Source organism: Sphingobacterium paucimobilis HER1398 (assembly GCF_000416985.1).
Taxonomy (GTDB): Bacteria; Bacteroidota; Bacteroidia; order Sphingobacteriales; family Sphingobacteriaceae; genus Sphingobacterium; species Sphingobacterium paucimobilis.
This window is the reverse complement of record NZ_ATDL01000022.1, coordinates 156,319-171,593: the sequence shown is the minus strand read 5'-3', so window position 1 is coordinate 171,593 and position 15,275 is coordinate 156,319. Positions and strand designations below refer to the sequence as shown.

General features: G+C 43.1%; 17 protein-coding genes. 6 read left to right on the top strand and 11 right to left on the bottom strand.

The window, feature by feature from the left end; translation table 11 throughout:
* Positions 1–232 precede the first annotated feature (232 nt).
* Entirely contained in the window at positions 233–793 is a 561-nt protein-coding gene (locus tag M472_RS42380; RefSeq protein ID WP_021072031.1) for a DUF4142 domain-containing protein, read from the top strand.
* Between the two features lie 5 nt (positions 794–798).
* Positions 799–1,017, top strand: a complete 219-nt coding sequence (locus M472_RS42375; protein WP_021072030.1) for a hypothetical protein — start codon at positions 799–801, stop codon at positions 1,015–1,017.
* Positions 1,018–1,075: 58 nt separating this feature from the next.
* On the opposite strand, the gene M472_RS45520 is transcribed toward M472_RS42375, so the two are convergent.
* Positions 1,076–1,237 carry a hypothetical protein gene (locus M472_RS45520; RefSeq protein WP_021072029.1) on the bottom strand — a complete coding sequence of 54 codons (162 nt, stop codon included), beginning with the start codon at positions 1,235–1,237 and terminating at the stop codon, positions 1,076–1,078.
* A gap of 27 nt (positions 1,238–1,264) precedes the next feature.
* A complete protein-coding gene (locus M472_RS42370; protein WP_021072028.1) occupies positions 1,265–1,879 on the bottom strand; it encodes a hypothetical protein in 615 nt (204 codons plus the stop codon).
* 181 nt (positions 1,880–2,060) lie between these two features.
* Here M472_RS42370 and ligD point away from each other — a divergent pair, with 181 nt between their 5' ends.
* Positions 2,061–4,481 carry a DNA ligase D gene (gene ligD, locus M472_RS42365; RefSeq protein ID WP_021072027.1) on the top strand — a complete coding sequence of 807 codons (2,421 nt, stop codon included), beginning with the start codon at positions 2,061–2,063 and terminating at the stop codon, positions 4,479–4,481.
* 2 nt (positions 4,482–4,483) lie between these two features.
* On the opposite strand, the gene ku is transcribed toward ligD, so the two are convergent.
* Both ku and M472_RS42355 read right to left on the bottom strand, forming a co-directional pair.
* A complete protein-coding gene (gene ku / locus M472_RS42360) occupies positions 4,484–5,239 on the bottom strand; it encodes a non-homologous end joining protein Ku (RefSeq protein WP_021072026.1) in 756 nt (251 codons plus the stop codon).
* Between the two features lie 93 nt (positions 5,240–5,332).
* A complete protein-coding gene (locus M472_RS42355; protein WP_021072025.1) occupies positions 5,333–5,839 on the bottom strand; it encodes an RNA polymerase sigma factor in 507 nt (168 codons plus the stop codon).
* Positions 5,840–6,118: 279 nt separating this feature from the next.
* On the opposite strand from M472_RS42355, the gene M472_RS42345 reads away from it, so the two are divergent.
* Positions 6,119–6,643 carry a hypothetical protein gene (locus tag M472_RS42345; RefSeq protein ID WP_021072023.1) on the top strand — a complete coding sequence of 175 codons (525 nt, stop codon included), beginning with the start codon at positions 6,119–6,121 and terminating at the stop codon, positions 6,641–6,643.
* An 11-nt stretch (positions 6,644–6,654) separates the two neighbouring features.
* A complete protein-coding gene (locus M472_RS42340; RefSeq protein WP_031302026.1) occupies positions 6,655–7,632 on the top strand; it encodes a glycosyltransferase family 9 protein in 978 nt (325 codons plus the stop codon).
* An 18-nt stretch (positions 7,633–7,650) separates the two neighbouring features.
* On the opposite strand, the gene M472_RS42335 is transcribed toward M472_RS42340, so the two are convergent.
* The 6 genes from M472_RS42335 to M472_RS42320 all read right to left on the bottom strand — a co-directional run bounded on the left by M472_RS42335 (position 7,651) and on the right by M472_RS42320 (position 14,156).
* Positions 7,651–8,715, bottom strand: a complete 1,065-nt coding sequence (locus M472_RS42335; protein WP_021072021.1) for a glycosyltransferase family 9 protein — start codon at positions 8,713–8,715, stop codon at positions 7,651–7,653.
* Positions 8,715–10,202, bottom strand: coding sequence for a PfkB family carbohydrate kinase (locus tag M472_RS44785; protein WP_021072020.1), 1,488 nt, complete (start codon positions 10,200–10,202; stop codon positions 8,715–8,717). Before M472_RS44785 ends, M472_RS42335 begins: the two co-directional genes overlap by 1 nt.
* Positions 10,165–10,755 (bottom strand): D-glycero-alpha-D-manno-heptose-1,7-bisphosphate 7-phosphatase, encoded by a 591-nt coding sequence (locus M472_RS0123245; RefSeq protein ID WP_021072019.1) that lies wholly within the window; start codon positions 10,753–10,755, stop codon positions 10,165–10,167. Before M472_RS0123245 ends, M472_RS44785 begins: the two co-directional genes overlap by 38 nt.
* A 4-nt stretch (positions 10,756–10,759) precedes the next feature.
* On the bottom strand, positions 10,760–12,616 hold the full coding sequence (locus M472_RS42330) for a glycosyltransferase (RefSeq protein ID WP_021072018.1): 1,857 nt from the start codon (positions 12,614–12,616) through the stop codon (positions 10,760–10,762).
* A gap of 76 nt (positions 12,617–12,692) precedes the next feature.
* Positions 12,693–13,646 (bottom strand): glycosyltransferase, encoded by a 954-nt coding sequence (locus M472_RS42325; RefSeq protein ID WP_021072017.1) that lies wholly within the window; start codon positions 13,644–13,646, stop codon positions 12,693–12,695.
* A 63-nt stretch (positions 13,647–13,709) separates the two neighbouring features.
* Positions 13,710–14,156, bottom strand: coding sequence for a hypothetical protein (locus M472_RS42320; RefSeq protein WP_021072016.1), 447 nt, complete (start codon positions 14,154–14,156; stop codon positions 13,710–13,712).
* A 204-nt stretch (positions 14,157–14,360) separates the two neighbouring features.
* Between M472_RS42320 and M472_RS42315 the strand changes: the two genes are divergently transcribed.
* The gene (locus tag M472_RS42315) at positions 14,361–14,879 is read left to right on the top strand and encodes a CinA family protein (RefSeq protein WP_021072015.1); all 519 of its coding nucleotides are present in this window, start codon (positions 14,361–14,363) and stop codon (positions 14,877–14,879) included.
* A 52-nt stretch (positions 14,880–14,931) separates the two neighbouring features.
* Here the strand turns inward: M472_RS42315 and M472_RS45085 are convergent, their stop codons facing one another.
* Complete coding sequence (locus tag M472_RS45085) at positions 14,932–15,261, bottom strand: four-helix bundle copper-binding protein (protein WP_235049538.1); 330 nt, start codon at positions 15,259–15,261, stop codon at positions 14,932–14,934.
* Positions 15,262–15,275 lie beyond the last annotated feature (14 nt).

Here is a 15,275-nt window from a genome sequence, read left to right as displayed (position 1 = left end):
TGAAGTTCCAGTCGCCCAAAGGGGCTAGCTGGAGGTTTTAGTAAAAACGTACGATCGGTTATATAGTTCATTTGCTTGATTATTAACGTATAAAAAGCGCTTAAAAGGTGTAAGACCCATCGTGTAACGTATAAATACTTGAAATGTAAATTATGGCAACCAATGTTTTGCTGGTGTGTTCGAAAGCTGTAGAAGAAGAAAATTGAAGTTTAACATTTAAGAAGATAACTCCATGAAAAAGTATGTAAATTGGGCTGTTGTAATTCTAGGGATTATAACATTTATGTCTTTCGGACAGCAAAATCCGGAACAGGACTTTGTTAACAAGGCGGTGATGGCCAATCAATATGAAGTCGCGCTAGCACAGCAAGCAGGACAAAGGTCGTCTAATGAGGGGATTAAAGCATACTCGCGTATGCTGGTTGACGAACATCAGCAGATCCTGAATGAGTTGCGGCAGTATGCAGAAGCTAAAGGCTGGACTATATCTACTGAGCTAGATCAAAGCCATCATGGCCAATTGGGAGTATTGGAAGGAACCGAAGCAGGACAATATGATCAGGCGTTTAAGGATGCTGCGGTAGCTTCTCACGAAAATTCGATTGCATTGTATGAGGGGGTGAATGGTGATAATACGATGACCGACGAAACGTTGAAGATATGGGCCGCGGATAAATTGCCTGCATTAAAGTCTCATCTAACGCAGGCCCAGGAATTAAAACTGGATGATACTGCTCCTGTAAATAAAGAGACTCCCCCGATAGTAGATACGGTCAAGAATAATAAAATGTAAGGAATATGGCGACAAAAGATGAGAATAAATTGGTAGGGAATAAGATGCAGAAGACCAAAAAAGTACGCCTGAGCAGTGAAGGGAAGGTGCTGGAGGATGTAGATGCCAAACATGACGGTGATGCAGAAGCAGGAGTGGATCCCCAAGACGAACAACTCAATGATATGCCCAACGATCCAACGGATAGACCGCTTGAAAAGCGGCATAAAGAAAAAGGAACCTAGGTTCCGAGTATAGCTGTTATAATGGGAAGCGTGTCGGATAATACCGGCACGCTTTTTTTTATTCTTCGTGGTTGTCTACCTGATTCGGATTAGGAGGAAGTGGATTAGTATCTTTTTCTGGACGCTTGCCTGTATTATCCTCTACCTTGGTCTTCTGATTGCGGTCTTTGTACTCCTGCTCTTTCTCTGTTGTCGTTTTGTTGTTTTTCTCGTTTTTCATGTGTTCTATTGTTTTAAAAGTGTTAAATTAATTACTATTCATTGTCCTACTGTTGCCCAATCCGTCAACCAATGCCTGCCATTGTGGGAAAGAAGCTCCCATTTTGGCGCCTAGTCCTACCATGAAATTTCTGAAATTGTCAAGGATGGAGCTGTTGTCGGTATTTATGATTTCATTGCGTCCGGCGTAATGAATGAAAATACGTTTGCCTGTCTGTTCTAACAAAATAGACGAAGTAGCAAGACGCTTAAAAAAATGTGCGGTATCGGTATGCTCATTTGTGGGATCAGGACTAGGCCTTAAAGTAAGGGTAAGGCGCTGGTTTTGTCCTTCGCTCTGCTTGTCTATGCTTTCTACCTGTACCCAATCGTAGCCATCGGCTGAAGGCAGACCCGGTCCTGGAATGTCAATACGTATATAGTCTCCTCTTTCGACGGTCCGATCCAAGGGGAGGCCGAAGGAATCCATAATCTGAAATTCGGCAGACGGTCTACCGGTAATCTGATGCCAGTTGTTGATATCGAGCAGTTTGGTTTTTGCTTGCTCGAAAAAACGTGCTGAGTCCTGTAAGCTCGGGAAATCTATGGTCTTAAAACAGTCTAAGGCCTTGCCTTCAATCTGTTCGGGAATAGGTGTTCGCATTATGTTTCTATTAAATGTTGTACGCCATGAACGGTTAGGTCAGTAAGAAGTTGTGGGATGAAATACGTAAATGTGAGCGATAAGTACGTGTTAAAGGCTTGTTGTATCGCATTTTAGTTTGTTGTTTTTATGAACCTTAGGCATCTTTAAGTGTTCAGCACTTAACGTAAAGACAGACAGCATGGCCAAATTAGAAACATATACAAGAAAGAGAAATTTTGAAAAGACGGATGAACCTCAGGGAAAGAGCCCTATAAAAAAGCAAGCTAAACATAAATTGCGCTTCGTGGTACAACGTCATCATGCCTCACGGCTACATTATGATTTCAGATTGGAGCTGGATGGTGTTCTGAAAAGTTGGGCGGTGCCGAAGGGACCATCACTGTATCCTAAGGATAAGCGACTTGCCATGCAGGTGGAGGATCACCCTGTAGATTATGCCTCTTTTGAAGGCAATATTCCTAAGGGAAATTATGGCGCTGGTACAGTGCACATTTTTGATTCGGGCTACTATGAGTTTACAGATGTGGAAAATGAAAGGGAGTTTTTGAAAAATTGGGAGAAGGGGTCAATTAAGTTTAAACTATGGGGTCATATTTTACGTGGTGAGTTTGCCTTGGTACGTATGAAAGGAGGCGATGAAAAAGCGTGGTTGCTGATCAAGCATCAGGATAAATACGCTACAGATAAGCCGTATAATAGTGAAGATAGGGTAGCTGAACCGGTAAAAATCGCAGGACTGGCATTCAAGAGTGGGCCTCCTCCAAAACCGATGTTGACCAAGCTGGTTGAGAAACTGCCGGAGGGAGGGGATTGGCTGTATGAAAAAAAATATGATGGGTTCCGGATACTGGCGGTACATGATAGCCAAGGCACGCATCTTTACTCCCGTAATGGGAAGCTGATGAACCATCTGTTTCCTTCATTAATAGAGGAAATTGATGGATTGGATCGGGATGTTTGCTTGGATGGGGAATTGGTGATCGAAGATATGGACAAAAAGGCCCACTTTCAGCTGATAGCCAGTGGGGAGCCTATCCCTAGTGCACTGAAGTTACATTATTATGTGTTTGATATCCTGCGCTTGGAGAAAGAAGAAGTGACTGCCTATGGCTTGGAAGAGCGTAGAGATTTACTAAATCTACTGCTTAAACGGATGGATGGAGTGAAGGTTATACAGAAAGTAGAGTCACTGAAGGGAAATAGCGTAGAGGTACAGCAGATTGCAAAGGATAACAACTGGGAAGGTATAGTGGCCAAAGAAAAGGATAGCCGTTACCTCGAAGGAACGCGGAGTACAAGTTGGGTAAAATACAAGCTGAGGCATAGCCAGGAGGTGATTATTTGCGGTTATACCCGCCCTCAAGGGAGTCGGGACTTTTTCGGCGCATTGGTGCTGGGTCTCTATAAGGAAGGTCAACTGGTTTATATCGGTAACTGTGGAACGGGGTTTAGCGATGCTTTGCTGCAGTCGCTCTATACAACGATGCAACGGTTGGAGAATGGAAGGAAGCCATTTGCCCGAGGGACAAAGGTGGCTAAGGAGAAGGAGGTGATCTGGCTAAAACCGATATTGATAGCGGAGGTATACTATTCAGAATGGACAAAAGAAGAACATTTAAGACACCCCGTATTTAAGATGCTACGGGAAGATAAGAAAGCAAAGGAGATCAAAACGGAAGAAGCTATGGATATAGACAGAAATGAAGAGACACTTAAGATCGGAGGTAAGACTGTAGAACTGACCAACCTGGATAAGGTCTACTGGCCTAAGGATAATTATCTGAAAGGGCAGATGATCGCCTATTATGAAGAAATGGCGGATTGGATATTGCCCTATCTCAAAGACAAACCGATCTCTCTGCACCGCTTCCCGAATGGAATCGAGAAGGATGGTTTTTTTCAGAAGGATGTGGATCCTGACAAGATACCGGAATGGATCAAAACAGTACCTGTCCATGCAGAAAGTACCGGTAAGGAAATCGATTATATCGTCTGTAATGACAAACAGACGTTGTTGTATATCGCTAATCTGGGATCTATTGAAATAAATCCTTGGTTGGCCACTTATAAAAAGCCGGAGAAGCCCGATTTCGGGGTGCTGGACCTGGATCCTAATGGAGCAGACTTTGATGAGGTCGTCCGTATCGCTCAAGATGCTAAAAAGCTATTGGATAAGATAGGTGTACCCGCATTTCTGAAAACTTCTGGATCGACAGGATTACATATCTACCTGTATGTAAAGGCGAAGTATGATTACGATATCGTACGCGATTTTATACAGTTATTGGCATCCATACTCCATGAGCGGCACCAGGAAACGACCAGTATCGTACGAGATCCCAAAAAGCGAAAGGGGCTGATTTATTTGGATTTTTTACAAAATAGAAGGGGGCAGACTATTGCGGCACCCTATTCGTTGCGGCCTAAGGAAGGAGCTACAGCAAGTGCCCCCTTATTTTGGGAAGAACTTAAGGTAGGGCTACAGATCAAGGTTTTTAATATCCGGAGTATGCTAAAGCGTGTGAAAGATAAGAAAGATCCGTGGGCGGCAATCTGGGATAAGCCCGTTAATATAAAGCAGGCACTCGCTAGGCTGTGAGCTTAGGCTAAGCTGGCTTTTAACTTGGCGAGGAGATCACTAGATTTCGTGTACTCTACGTTTATCTTACGGATAGAGGTATGCTTCCCTTTGGCTTTCTGCTTGATGATATTGAGTAATTCTGCGGTATATTCGTTCTTGTATTTCGAGATGTCAAAAGGTTGGGAATGTTGCTTTATCAGTTGAAGAGCCATATCCATCTCTTCTTTTTTGATTTTCGTATTCTGGGGTAGGCGCAGCTCTTCGCTGTCGCGGATCTCTTCTTCAAACCGAAGCTTGTTGAGCAATAGGGAATTCCCATGAGGCTTGACCAAAGCAAGATTTTCGACGTTACGCATGACAAAGGACCCTAAGCCCGCGGTCTTACTTTTTGTTAATGCTTTTAGAAGAAGATCATACGCTTTTTCACCTCCTTTGGCGGGCTCAAGATAATAGGGCGTCTCAAAGTAAATACTGTCTATTTCTTCGGTTTTGACAAAGGAATGCAGGTTGATCATTTTGTTCTTTTCGGGACTTGCTTCCTCGAAATCTACGCTTTCCAGCACGATATACTGCTCGTTAAGTAAATAGCCTTTTACGATATTGTCCCAGCTGACTTCCTTGCCTGTGGTTTCATTGACACGTTTGTACTTAATGTTTGACTTGTCTTTCCGATCCAACATATCCAGATCTAATGAACTGCTCTGTGTAGCACTGTATATTTTAATGGGTATGTTGACCAAACCAAAACCGATAGCTCCTGTCCATATGGCTCTCATAATATATGCTGTTTAGTATGCTAATTGAACAAGTGAAATACAGGTTGGTTTTGGTCCACCCGTATTTCACCGTTTGTGAAGGTGTTGAAGGAATTATATGTATTGTGGAAACTGCTTCTGCAGTCCTTTCCGTATGAGGAAAATTCTGGATTTTATCGTACCCTCTGGGATACCATAGAGATCCGAGAGTTCTTTGTACTTATACCCATTGATATAATGGTCGAACATCTCTTTGTGCTCCTTGGGTAATTGGGTCAAAGCCTGTTTTACATCCTTTAGCGCGAGGCTTTTTTCGACGGTATTTTCGGTAAAGGGCTCATGGCAACCCAGATCTTGATATTCATTGGCCTTGTGGTTTTCATAGCGGTATTTCTGCTTACGGTGACGGTAATGGTTGATGTATATGTTCTTCATGATAACGAACAACCAAGAAACTACCCGGGGGTTGTGAAAAAACTGATCAATGTACTTTAATGCGCGAAGCAGGGTTTCCTGTACCAAGTCCTGGATGTCTTCCGGGTCATTGGTAAACTTGTAGGCAAGATTCTTCAATACCGAACGGTATTCATTGAGCTGTAAATTTAAATCTTTGTTTTCCATGTTGAAGTTATTTTTAGATGTACCAGGTCTGTTACAAAAAAAGTGCAAGAAGTACCCAATCTGATGCGTTTGGGTATTCGCACAGTAAAAAAGGATATATATACGGCAAGGGTGGAGAAAAATACCCTTTGTTAGAATCACTGTCGCTCGCTGAAGTGTTCTTTTATAGGTGTTTATGTCATTTTTTGTTCAAAAAATACGGGTATTTATATATAGCACCCATTGTGCTGAACAATACGGTATATCATTTGTTACTAGAGAAATAGATAACAACTAATTATGTATATTCAGGCTTTCGTACTCTTTTTTCTTTTTATAGTCCCCATACCACGCACCGAAGCGCAAAATGAGCAGGTGGAGGGTAGGGTGATCCGCAATATTGTATTTATGCGGACCGAAGGATTGGGAATGGCGGAGCTTTTTTATAGCCATAGCAAGGATAAAAAGATTAGGGAACTGTGTAGTAGGATTAAGTCGTATTATACCGCTACACAGCCGGATGCTGTAGAACTCTGTACAGGTAAGAATCTGCAGTTGGCAGAGTCAGAGTTTGAATTGCTATACGGCCGCTTGCAGAAGGGATTTGAAGGCTATGATTCCCAAAAAGAGGGAGCCTATCTTGAAGTCTGTGAGGATCATATCAACAAAAGTATTACCTTCTATACGCAACTGGTGCAGGATGCGGCTTCGGAGGATATCTCTTATTTTTCTTTTAAGGCGCTGCCCGAATTGTTTAACCTGCAGCAGGAGATACGCAAAGTAAGAAAACAGTATCCTAATCCACTTGCAAAGGCTATACCTTGAATGCCAAACCTATGCCTGTACCTTTAAAAATAGCTGTATTTCGTGCTTTACAATTAGGTGATCTGTTATGTGCATTGCCTGCGGTAGCCCATCTGAAAAGATGCTTTCCAGACTCTATATTGTATATGATAGGTCTACCGCATATGAAGTCATTGGTAGAGCGTTATGATTTCATTGATGAGTTTATCGTATTTCCAGGATATGCCGGTTTGCCTGAGCTACCCACGCCTGATTTGGCGGAAATAGATCGATTTGTACAAGAAATGCAAAAAAGGGATTTCGACCTCTTATTACAGATGCATGGCAGCGGTACAATTGTGAATGATTTCTTAAAGTTATGGGAGGCCAAGCGTTTGATCGGCTTCTGCCCTGATCGCAGGAATGCTAATAAGGATTGGCTACATTATCCAGATGATCTTCATGAGGTTGATCGCCATCTGGCATTGCTAGAACATATGGGGTTAAAAGTAGAATCGACCGATAGGAGGATTTTATTTCCCCTTAAGTTTTCTGATTGGGAAGGTTTCCATGTGCTGGAGCGGCAAGTGAACCTACGTCATTATGCGATTGTCCATGTGGGAAGTCGTAATGTTGATAGGCAATGGCCTTTGTCTAATTTTAAATACTTAGCTGAATATCTGCATCATCGGGGATTACAAATTGTATTGACGGGAACTGTTGCTGAAGAAAATCTTGTTGATGAAATGGAACAATTATTGGAAATACCGGTAATCAATCTTGCTGGTAAGACTGATTTGGGGGTGCTCGGTTGCTTGGTGCGAAATGCAGCTATGCTGGTGTGCAATTGTACGGGGATATCCCATGTTGCAGCCGCTTTGGAAACATGCAGTATTGTCATCAGCCTAGATGGAGAACCTAACCGCTGGGGGCCAATCAATAAATCGCTTCACACTACTTATAACGGCCGAGAGGAGCTTGACCTAGTGGACATGGAGGCGGTTATAGATCGTATGTTGCAAGTGCATTAGACGATGCCACTCCGTCTACTAGAATAGTGAATTATACTGATAAAGAAGTGTAGGAATATCACTAGGGGAAGTAATCGGCATTTGATGGCGGAAATGGGTGTAGGTGATAATCTGGTTTTTACTGCGAAATTGTTCTGGGACGTCAAATATAATCTGAATGTGCTGCTGGTTCCATGGTGTATGTTGAGGATTGCTGTCAGCATACAACGCTAAAAGGGGGCGCTCATAAGCACATGCTATATGCATTACGCTGGTATTGACACAGACTACTCCGGTAGCATGCTCAATAAGAGTCAAGAGTTGGGCTATATCGGTGTGTCCACGCAAGTCTAGCAAATTTGGGTCACTGATACCCTGAATACAGCTGTCCAGATAGGGGCTCTGTTGTTGTCCCGTATACACAATCTTTTTCCCCTCGGCCAGTAGTCCCTGTATCAGTTCTCGGGCCTGCAATGCTGGATACTGACGTTTGGTTTCGGAAACTTCTAAGTGTACTAGGTGATAGGGGGCGGTTACGAAATCAGCCCAAAGATCGTTGCGTACAATAGGAACAGTATGTCCGACCTTTTTTAAGCTGGGCAAACGTGTCATATCCGGTTGAATGCCTATTATTTCAAGAAGTTTTAGATCACGTTGTATTTGGTGTCTGATCTCAAATAGTGGTTCGGGGTCTGGATACCAATGGGTAAGTAGATGATAAGGATTCTCGCGGGAGTAACCCGCCCGAAGTGGAATCTCCGCCAAATACGCAATTAATGCTGCAGGCATGCTACTCTGACTATAGACACTAAAAATGATACAGGCATCAAATTGTTGACTTTTGATAGCGGCAATCAGTTGTTGAAGACTGGCCCGCTGATCTGAATCTTCGAGTTTCATCCATGGCGTATCAAAGAGCATAACATGATCTACACTACCTAAGAAGGAGGTAATAGGAGCCGCCATGCTAGAGGTAAGCAACGTCAGTGAGCTCTCCGGAAAATAATCACGGAGCTCTGATAAAGCTGCATTGTTCATGATGACATCTCCCATATTGTCTAAACGGACAATCAGTAAATTTTTACATGCATTCCAAGCCTCCATTAGCTTATCTTTTTTAGTACAGTATTGTCATCATGTTGTACCCTGGCGATAATCTTTGTAGTAGACTGATGGGGAATATAGGGTAGGAGCTCGACTTTGGCACCTAGCGACTCTAAGAGTTCGCGCTCAGGTAGGGCCTTGTTTTTATAATCTTCACCTTTTACAAATATAGCGGGTTGAAGTGCTTTTATGATCATTTCGGGGGTGTCGTTTTCTTGGTTCCCAAAAGGGACTATGTAATCGACACACGCTAAACCTCGTAGGACTTCGATGCGGTCAGAAAGAATGTTAACAGGACGATGAGGCCCCTTAAGACGAGACACACTGGCATCGGTATTGACTCCCACGACCAATAGATCACCCAATGCACGAGCCTGTCTTAGGTAATGCGCGTGTCCGGAATGGAAGATGTCAAAACAGCCATTGGTAAACACAATCTTTTTCTCATGCCGTAAGGTTTCAGATAGGCATTTCAGGTCTTCCATGTTGTCCAGTACTTTGGTGTCTGTAGGAATCAAAGCATAGCGTAACTCAGCGAGTGTACAGGAAGCTGTGGTTGGCTTTTGTATAGCGACGGCCGCTGCAGTACAGGCTATTCTACTCGCTTCATAATCAGAAGCACCAGAAAGATGGGCAAGAAGATAAGCTGACAAAAAAGTGTCGCCAGCACCAGATACATTATTGACGTCGACTCTAGGGGACACATAATGAAAGGAAGTGAGCTTCCGTCTACTGACAACGACACCATCCTGATCCAAAGTTACTAATATGGTCTTCGCCTGCGTATTTTTTGCGAGCGTATTGGACCAGTTGGAAGCTTGCCTGATACGGTCTTCCATCGCTTGCTCGCCCGTAATCTGTAATGCCTCTTTGTAATTGGGTTTTATGATATCCGGGGCCAAATGCTTGTATTTACTGTAGTTTTTAGCATCTACAACCAAAGTTTTGTGTTCTTTCTCGCGGAGTTGGGCCAGTCCATTAATAACTGCAGAGGTGATAGCCCCTTTGTCATAATCGGAGATAAAAAGCGCGTCACAATTTGCATAAGCTTTTTCGAAGTCTTTAAGAAATCCTTCCTGAATGGACTCGGAGGGATTCATTCGGTTGCCTACATCCATCCGGTACAATAGTTGACCATCTTTCAATAATCGGGTTTTCGTGAGCGTAGGATCGCTTTCTGTAAAATGCAGGCAAAGGGAAGGTATTCCTTTCTCATGCAACTTGGCAATAGCTGCTTTTGCAGCTTCATCCTGTCCAAGATAGGTTATATAGGTAACCTGTGCTCCGAGTTGTTGTAGGTTTGCAGCGACATTGGCGGATCCGCCCAAGCAGGTCATTTCGGATTTTATATCGAGTATGGGAACACTGCCCTCGGGGGCCAATCGGTTACAGCTTCCATCAAGGTAACGGTCCAACATAAAATCTCCGATTACCAAGATATGTTTATCGCTAAAGGTTCTTAGTATTTGCTTTTCTTGTGTATTCATCGTGTGTATGGTTAAAGTTCGATATCGTATAACTTACATTCTTAAAGTCGTCCAACACATAATCGGGTGCGAAGGAGGGGTGGTTGGCCAAAGGAAGGGATCGCTCTAACCCACTGCGGTCAATGAGTATGGTTCTACATCCTGCAGCCCGTCCTGCGGCAGTGTCGGCGAGAATATCGCCGACCATCCAGGATTGTGAAAGATTGATCTGATGTTTTAGAGCGGCCTGTTCGATCATCCCTGGTAAAGGCTTTCTGCAACTACAGGTGCTGGTCTCTAGGTGCGGGCAAAAGTAATAGTCCAAAATGGGTAGGCCTTGATGTAAGAACTCATTACCTATATGATCGAAAGCCAATCGAAGAGCCCGTTCGTCAAAGTATCTCCGCGCGATGCCGGATTGATTACTGATGAGGATAAGCGAATAACCTGATGCCACTAACTGTTGCAATGATTCAAAAATATCCTCATAGAAACTGATTTTTGAAATGTCGACATTGTAAGGAACATCCCGTATTAGGGTACCATCTTTGTCTAAGAAAATACATCTTTTCATCAGATCAGGCTGTTAATTTGTTGACTTTTGTTGTAGATGTATGCTTATTTACACCCTCTAGCTGAGTTTCTACCAACCAGCACAACTGATGGATAATATGCAGATGAACCTCTTGTATACGGGCTGTATCCTGTGACGGTATAATGATATTGTAATCGGCGAGTGGTGCAGCTCTTCCCCCCGATTTGCCCAGTATATTGACAGTTGTTATACCTTGGTCAACTCCCTGTTGTAAAGCGTGCAGGATATTGGGTGAATTGCCACTTGTACTGAGACAGATAAGCATATCACCAGCTTGTCCAAGTGCCTGTACTTGGCGTTGGAATACATATTCGTAGCCAAAATCATTAGCCCAGGCGGTCAGTACTGCATTATCAGCATTTAAGGATAGTACAGGGTAACCAGGACGCTCCGGAATTTCGAAACGGCCTACGAGTTCCGCTACAAAGTGTTGGCTCTCAGCTGCACTTCCTCCATTGCCACATACCATTATTTTATGTCCATTTACAAATGTGTTGCACATCTCCTGTGCAACCTTGGTAATCTGAGTGGGCAATAAATCGGCCGAACGTATAAAGGTCTGGGAGGCTTCGTGAAAATTTTTCTTAAGCTGATTGAGGATTTTATGGTGACGGTGTACCGGAATCACCTGATTGTACAGGGTGTCGATTTGTTTACTGACGTGCCCCCATGTAAATGTTTTCTGTACATAGTTTAATGCATATTCTCCCATTTTTTTACGTTTGGCAATATCGGTCTGAAGCATTTTAATTGCTGCGGATAGTTGCTCTGGGGCATGGGGTGGCACTAATAAGCCGGTCTCTCCGTGACGCACAGTAAAGGAAATGCCCCCGACATCGGAGCCTATTACAGGGGTACCGCAGGCCATGGACTCTAGAGGGGTAATGCCAAAAGGTTCGTACCATGGAGTGGTTACAAAAATGTCGGCGGCGCTATAATAGTATTTAAGTTCGTCGCGGCTCTTCTGTCCTGTGAAAATGATTTTTGATTCAAGGCCAGCTTGCACTGCCTGTTGTTGCAGACGCGCTAGTTCGGTATCCTGATTGAGATCATCGAGACTACCGCCTACAATAATAAGTCGTAAACGCGGAAAAGATTCATGTAGTTCTGCAAGTGCTTTAATTACATTGTCTATACCCTTTCGAGGTACAATACGTCCCAATTGCAGGATATAATCACAGTCGTCGGTTAATCCGATATGGGCTAATGCTGTTTTTCTGTCGATGGGATAAAAGTCGTCCGGGTTATATCCGCAGGGAATAATTTCCAATTTTTCCTGTGGGGCATGATAGTATTGCATGAGGTCTTTGACGTCATTGGGACATTCTGCAATAATTTTGTCGGCATGCCACATAATATCCTGCTCTATCTGCTCGCGTTGTAAAGGAAATTTGTCTTCTGCACCTTGGTGTAGACGCCGTACAATGCCTAAGGCGTGAAATGTAATGACAAACGGAACATCGAGTTCTTTTTTGATTTCCATAGCGACCATACCCGATAACCAAAAATGAGCATGTATTAAATCATAATCTATTCGCTCTTCGTCGATAAAATGCAGCATATGATCTGCAAATTCTTGCATATACATATACAATTCTTCTTTAGGTAAAACGGCAGCAGGACCTGCGGGTACCTGTATAACCCGAACGTTTGGAGAGAACTCGACGATTTCGGGAGTCGTTGTATCTTCACGTCTTGTAAAAATATCGATCTGTTGATCTATGCTACCAAGATAACGGGCTACTTCGGCGACATATACATTCTGTCCACCACTATCTATTCCTCCAAGAGTAGCTAATGGAGACGCGTGGTCACTAATAAATGCTATTTTCTTTTTCATCTCTAAGTTTGTTTATTCATTAGCCGATTTTGCTTTTAGGCATCTATGCTTTTTTCGGCGTTTTCATAATTCTTTTTTAGAATTTTGTTTTTTCAATAAATAGTTCTTTCCATTGTCGGGTAAAACGTTCGATATCAAAAAGTTCCTTTGCGCTCTGAGTGGCCGAATGGCTGATGTCGTAGGCTACCGATGGTACGTCAAGCAAAAGTTGCATCTTCTCTATAAGGTATTTTACATCCGTATGTACAAATCCGGTTACTTCATTCTTGATGACTGTACTCAGTTCTGTTGTTGCCAAGCCTACTACCGGCATGCCAATCATCATGGCTTCACAGATGGAAAGGCCAAGACTGGTATAGCGTATGGGATTAAAGAAAAATCGATACTGGCTCATGAATGCGGGTAATTGGGGATGCAGTACTTCGCCTATACCATATTCTTCTGCACCCATGCCGACAAGGTCTAAAGGGATATGTTGGCGAACTTCCTCAAATAGATCAAACCCCAACATACGCCCGCGGCTCGGTAGATTGTTGATGACGACAATTCCCTTTTTTAAGGTGCCCTGATAGGGCACGGTAGGGATGGATACGCCGTGACTAATGACACGCACATCAGGAAGGCTGGTCTTCCACATCAGCCTGTTATAATGAGTGACATGTACCAGGCTTACTTTACTGTCCTGTACGGGGTGAATGGCATCGGTAGGATGCTCCCAAGGTGGGTCATGTTCGATATAAATCTGAGCAAGCCCACGCTGATGTTCGGATAGTACCTCGTACTGGTCTACTAAATAGTTTTCATCACATTGGAATAAGATAATATCGAAAGTGATATTTTGCACTTCCTGTATGGGAACTTCAATGACATTGTTGGGAAAAGGGAATGTGGTCCCTCGTCCATTATAGCGTTCGCTCCGCTCCTCATCGTAAGGTACATAGATGATATAATCTCCTAATGATAGATAGTATAGGTATGAGCCGTGGATGTTCCAGGTAAAAATTCGAGGTCTTGGGGTTTCAATTTGCACGTTTTCTCCTTTTTTATGGGATCCAATAGATTATAGCAGTGAATAAGTCACTGCTATAGCCATTTAGATGATTTGTGAGTTGTCTGTTTTCATGGGATCTGTTCCCGGCGCGATAGTAGGATCTCGATCAATATTGTCCTGCTCATCATCATTTTCTTGCTGATCGTCGAGATAATCGGTATCAATCTCTCGATCTGTATCCGGCTCGATTTCGTCAATATCGGGGACAGGCGCTTCTAATGGATCACTTTCCGGCCGATCCATAGGCTCGTTTTCGTCGATTTCTGTAATGTCCGGATTTTCGCGTTTTAATGGATCAACATCAGGCTGTTCCGGTGGTAAATTCTCAACCTCATGTTCATCTGGGGATAGGCCACTGGACTCTTCGGTCTTTTGGGAAGAATAAGGAATATCCTCACCTTCTCCTGGCATGCCTGGATTACTATTTGTCAGCATAATGGCTACGATGAGACCTGGTCTCTCGGTAGGTACTGTGGTGTAAACGTTCATGGTGTTTTAGTTTTAAATGTTTGCTGTATGAACGCCTTGAGCTTGCTTTGGTTGTAGGGTTAAATACCTAAATGAGAGGGTAAAGTACCTGAGATAATTAATAGATAGCGTAGAATCTACTTGTTTGTTAGTAAATAATTAAGCCATTGCAACTTATAGGTAGTGTCAGACGTTTAAAGCTTTTGAATAAGTATATAAAGGGGGATGGAAAAACAAATCAATGAACAGATATTAAGACATTGTGGAAAGTTATTAGTTAGTAATGATTTGAAACTTAGCTGTGTGGAAAGTATGAGTTCCGGTTTTTTAAGTGCTGTGATTGCAATGGAGGTAAATAGTGGTGATTATTATTTAGGCTCGGTCGTTTGTTATGATAACATTGTCAAAGAAAAGCTTTTGGGGGTATCTACTTCTAAAATAAATAAGTATTGTGCAGAATCGGCGGTTGTGACACTGCGGATATTGGATGGGTTAAGTAAATTAATGCCACAAAAGTCAGTATACGTCAGTGTGACGGGGTTGGCTTATGAAACCGATAACCCTAAACAGAGACGGCCCATAGGTACGGTGTATTATGCGTTTGCTTTGGGAGATGAGAAGGTTATTTTTAAAAAGAAATTCAGTGGTACAGCCGCAGAGATTATTTTGGCTACCTGTAATAGTCTGCTGTCAGATCTGCGCCAGTGGCTAGGCGCTTTAGCCGAAGTCAGAACGAAAGAATAAATCCTATTAAAGCTGGAACGCTCCAGCTTTAATAGGATCATTGTAAGGTGTACTATGCAGCAGTGCTCATCGACATGCATAGGTCTGCGCATTCCCGACATATACGTGCGCATTGGGCACAGTGCTCCATGCCATGCGCGGCGTGTTTTTCGCACTCTTCAGCACAGGCATTACATAGCTGTGCACAGAGCTCGGCAACGGTATTGGAATAGCTGCTCTCTAATTGCATAAGCTTGGCAGTAGTGTTGCATATTGTAGCACATTCTAAATCTAAGCGTATACAGTCACGTAGCATATTGACTTCTGATTCTTTTAGGCAGGATGCGGCGCAATGCATGCAGGCATTGGCGCACTCTAAGCATTTTTCTATACATGCTCTCATTTTCTCTTCCATAG

Coding starts and splice junctions, on each gene's coding strand:
- ku (WP_021072026.1), bottom strand. CDS start 5,239: ATGAGAGCCATATGGACAGGAGCTATCGGTTTTGGTTTGGTCAACATA.
- M472_RS42370 (WP_021072028.1), bottom strand. CDS start 1,879: ATGCGAACACCTATTCCCGAACAGATTGAAGGCAAGGCCTTAGACTGT.
- ligD (WP_021072027.1), top strand. CDS start 2,061: ATGGCCAAATTAGAAACATATACAAGAAAGAGAAATTTTGAAAAGACG.
- M472_RS42340 (WP_031302026.1), top strand. CDS start 6,655: ATGCCTGTACCTTTAAAAATAGCTGTATTTCGTGCTTTACAATTAGGT.
- M472_RS42335 (WP_021072021.1), bottom strand. CDS start 8,715: ATGGAGGCTTGGAATGCATGTAAAAATTTACTGATTGTCCGTTTAGAC.
- M472_RS45520 (WP_021072029.1), bottom strand. CDS start 1,237: ATGAAAAACGAGAAAAACAACAAAACGACAACAGAGAAAGAGCAGGAG.
- M472_RS44785 (WP_021072020.1), bottom strand. CDS start 10,202: ATGAATACACAAGAAAAGCAAATACTAAGAACCTTTAGCGATAAACAT.
- M472_RS45085 (WP_235049538.1), bottom strand. CDS start 15,261: ATGAGAGCATGTATAGAAAAATGCTTAGAGTGCGCCAATGCCTGCATG.
- M472_RS42355 (WP_021072025.1), bottom strand. CDS start 5,839: ATGGAAAACAAAGATTTAAATTTACAGCTCAATGAATACCGTTCGGTA.
- M472_RS42345 (WP_021072023.1), top strand. CDS start 6,119: ATGTATATTCAGGCTTTCGTACTCTTTTTTCTTTTTATAGTCCCCATA.
- M472_RS42330 (WP_021072018.1), bottom strand. CDS start 12,616: ATGAAAAAGAAAATAGCATTTATTAGTGACCACGCGTCTCCATTAGCT.
- M472_RS42380 (WP_021072031.1), top strand. CDS start 233: ATGAAAAAGTATGTAAATTGGGCTGTTGTAATTCTAGGGATTATAACA.
- M472_RS42375 (WP_021072030.1), top strand. CDS start 799: ATGGCGACAAAAGATGAGAATAAATTGGTAGGGAATAAGATGCAGAAG.
- M472_RS42315 (WP_021072015.1), top strand. CDS start 14,361: ATGGAAAAACAAATCAATGAACAGATATTAAGACATTGTGGAAAGTTA.
- M472_RS0123245 (WP_021072019.1), bottom strand. CDS start 10,755: ATGAAAAGATGTATTTTCTTAGACAAAGATGGTACCCTAATACGGGAT.
- M472_RS42320 (WP_021072016.1), bottom strand. CDS start 14,156: ATGAACGTTTACACCACAGTACCTACCGAGAGACCAGGTCTCATCGTA.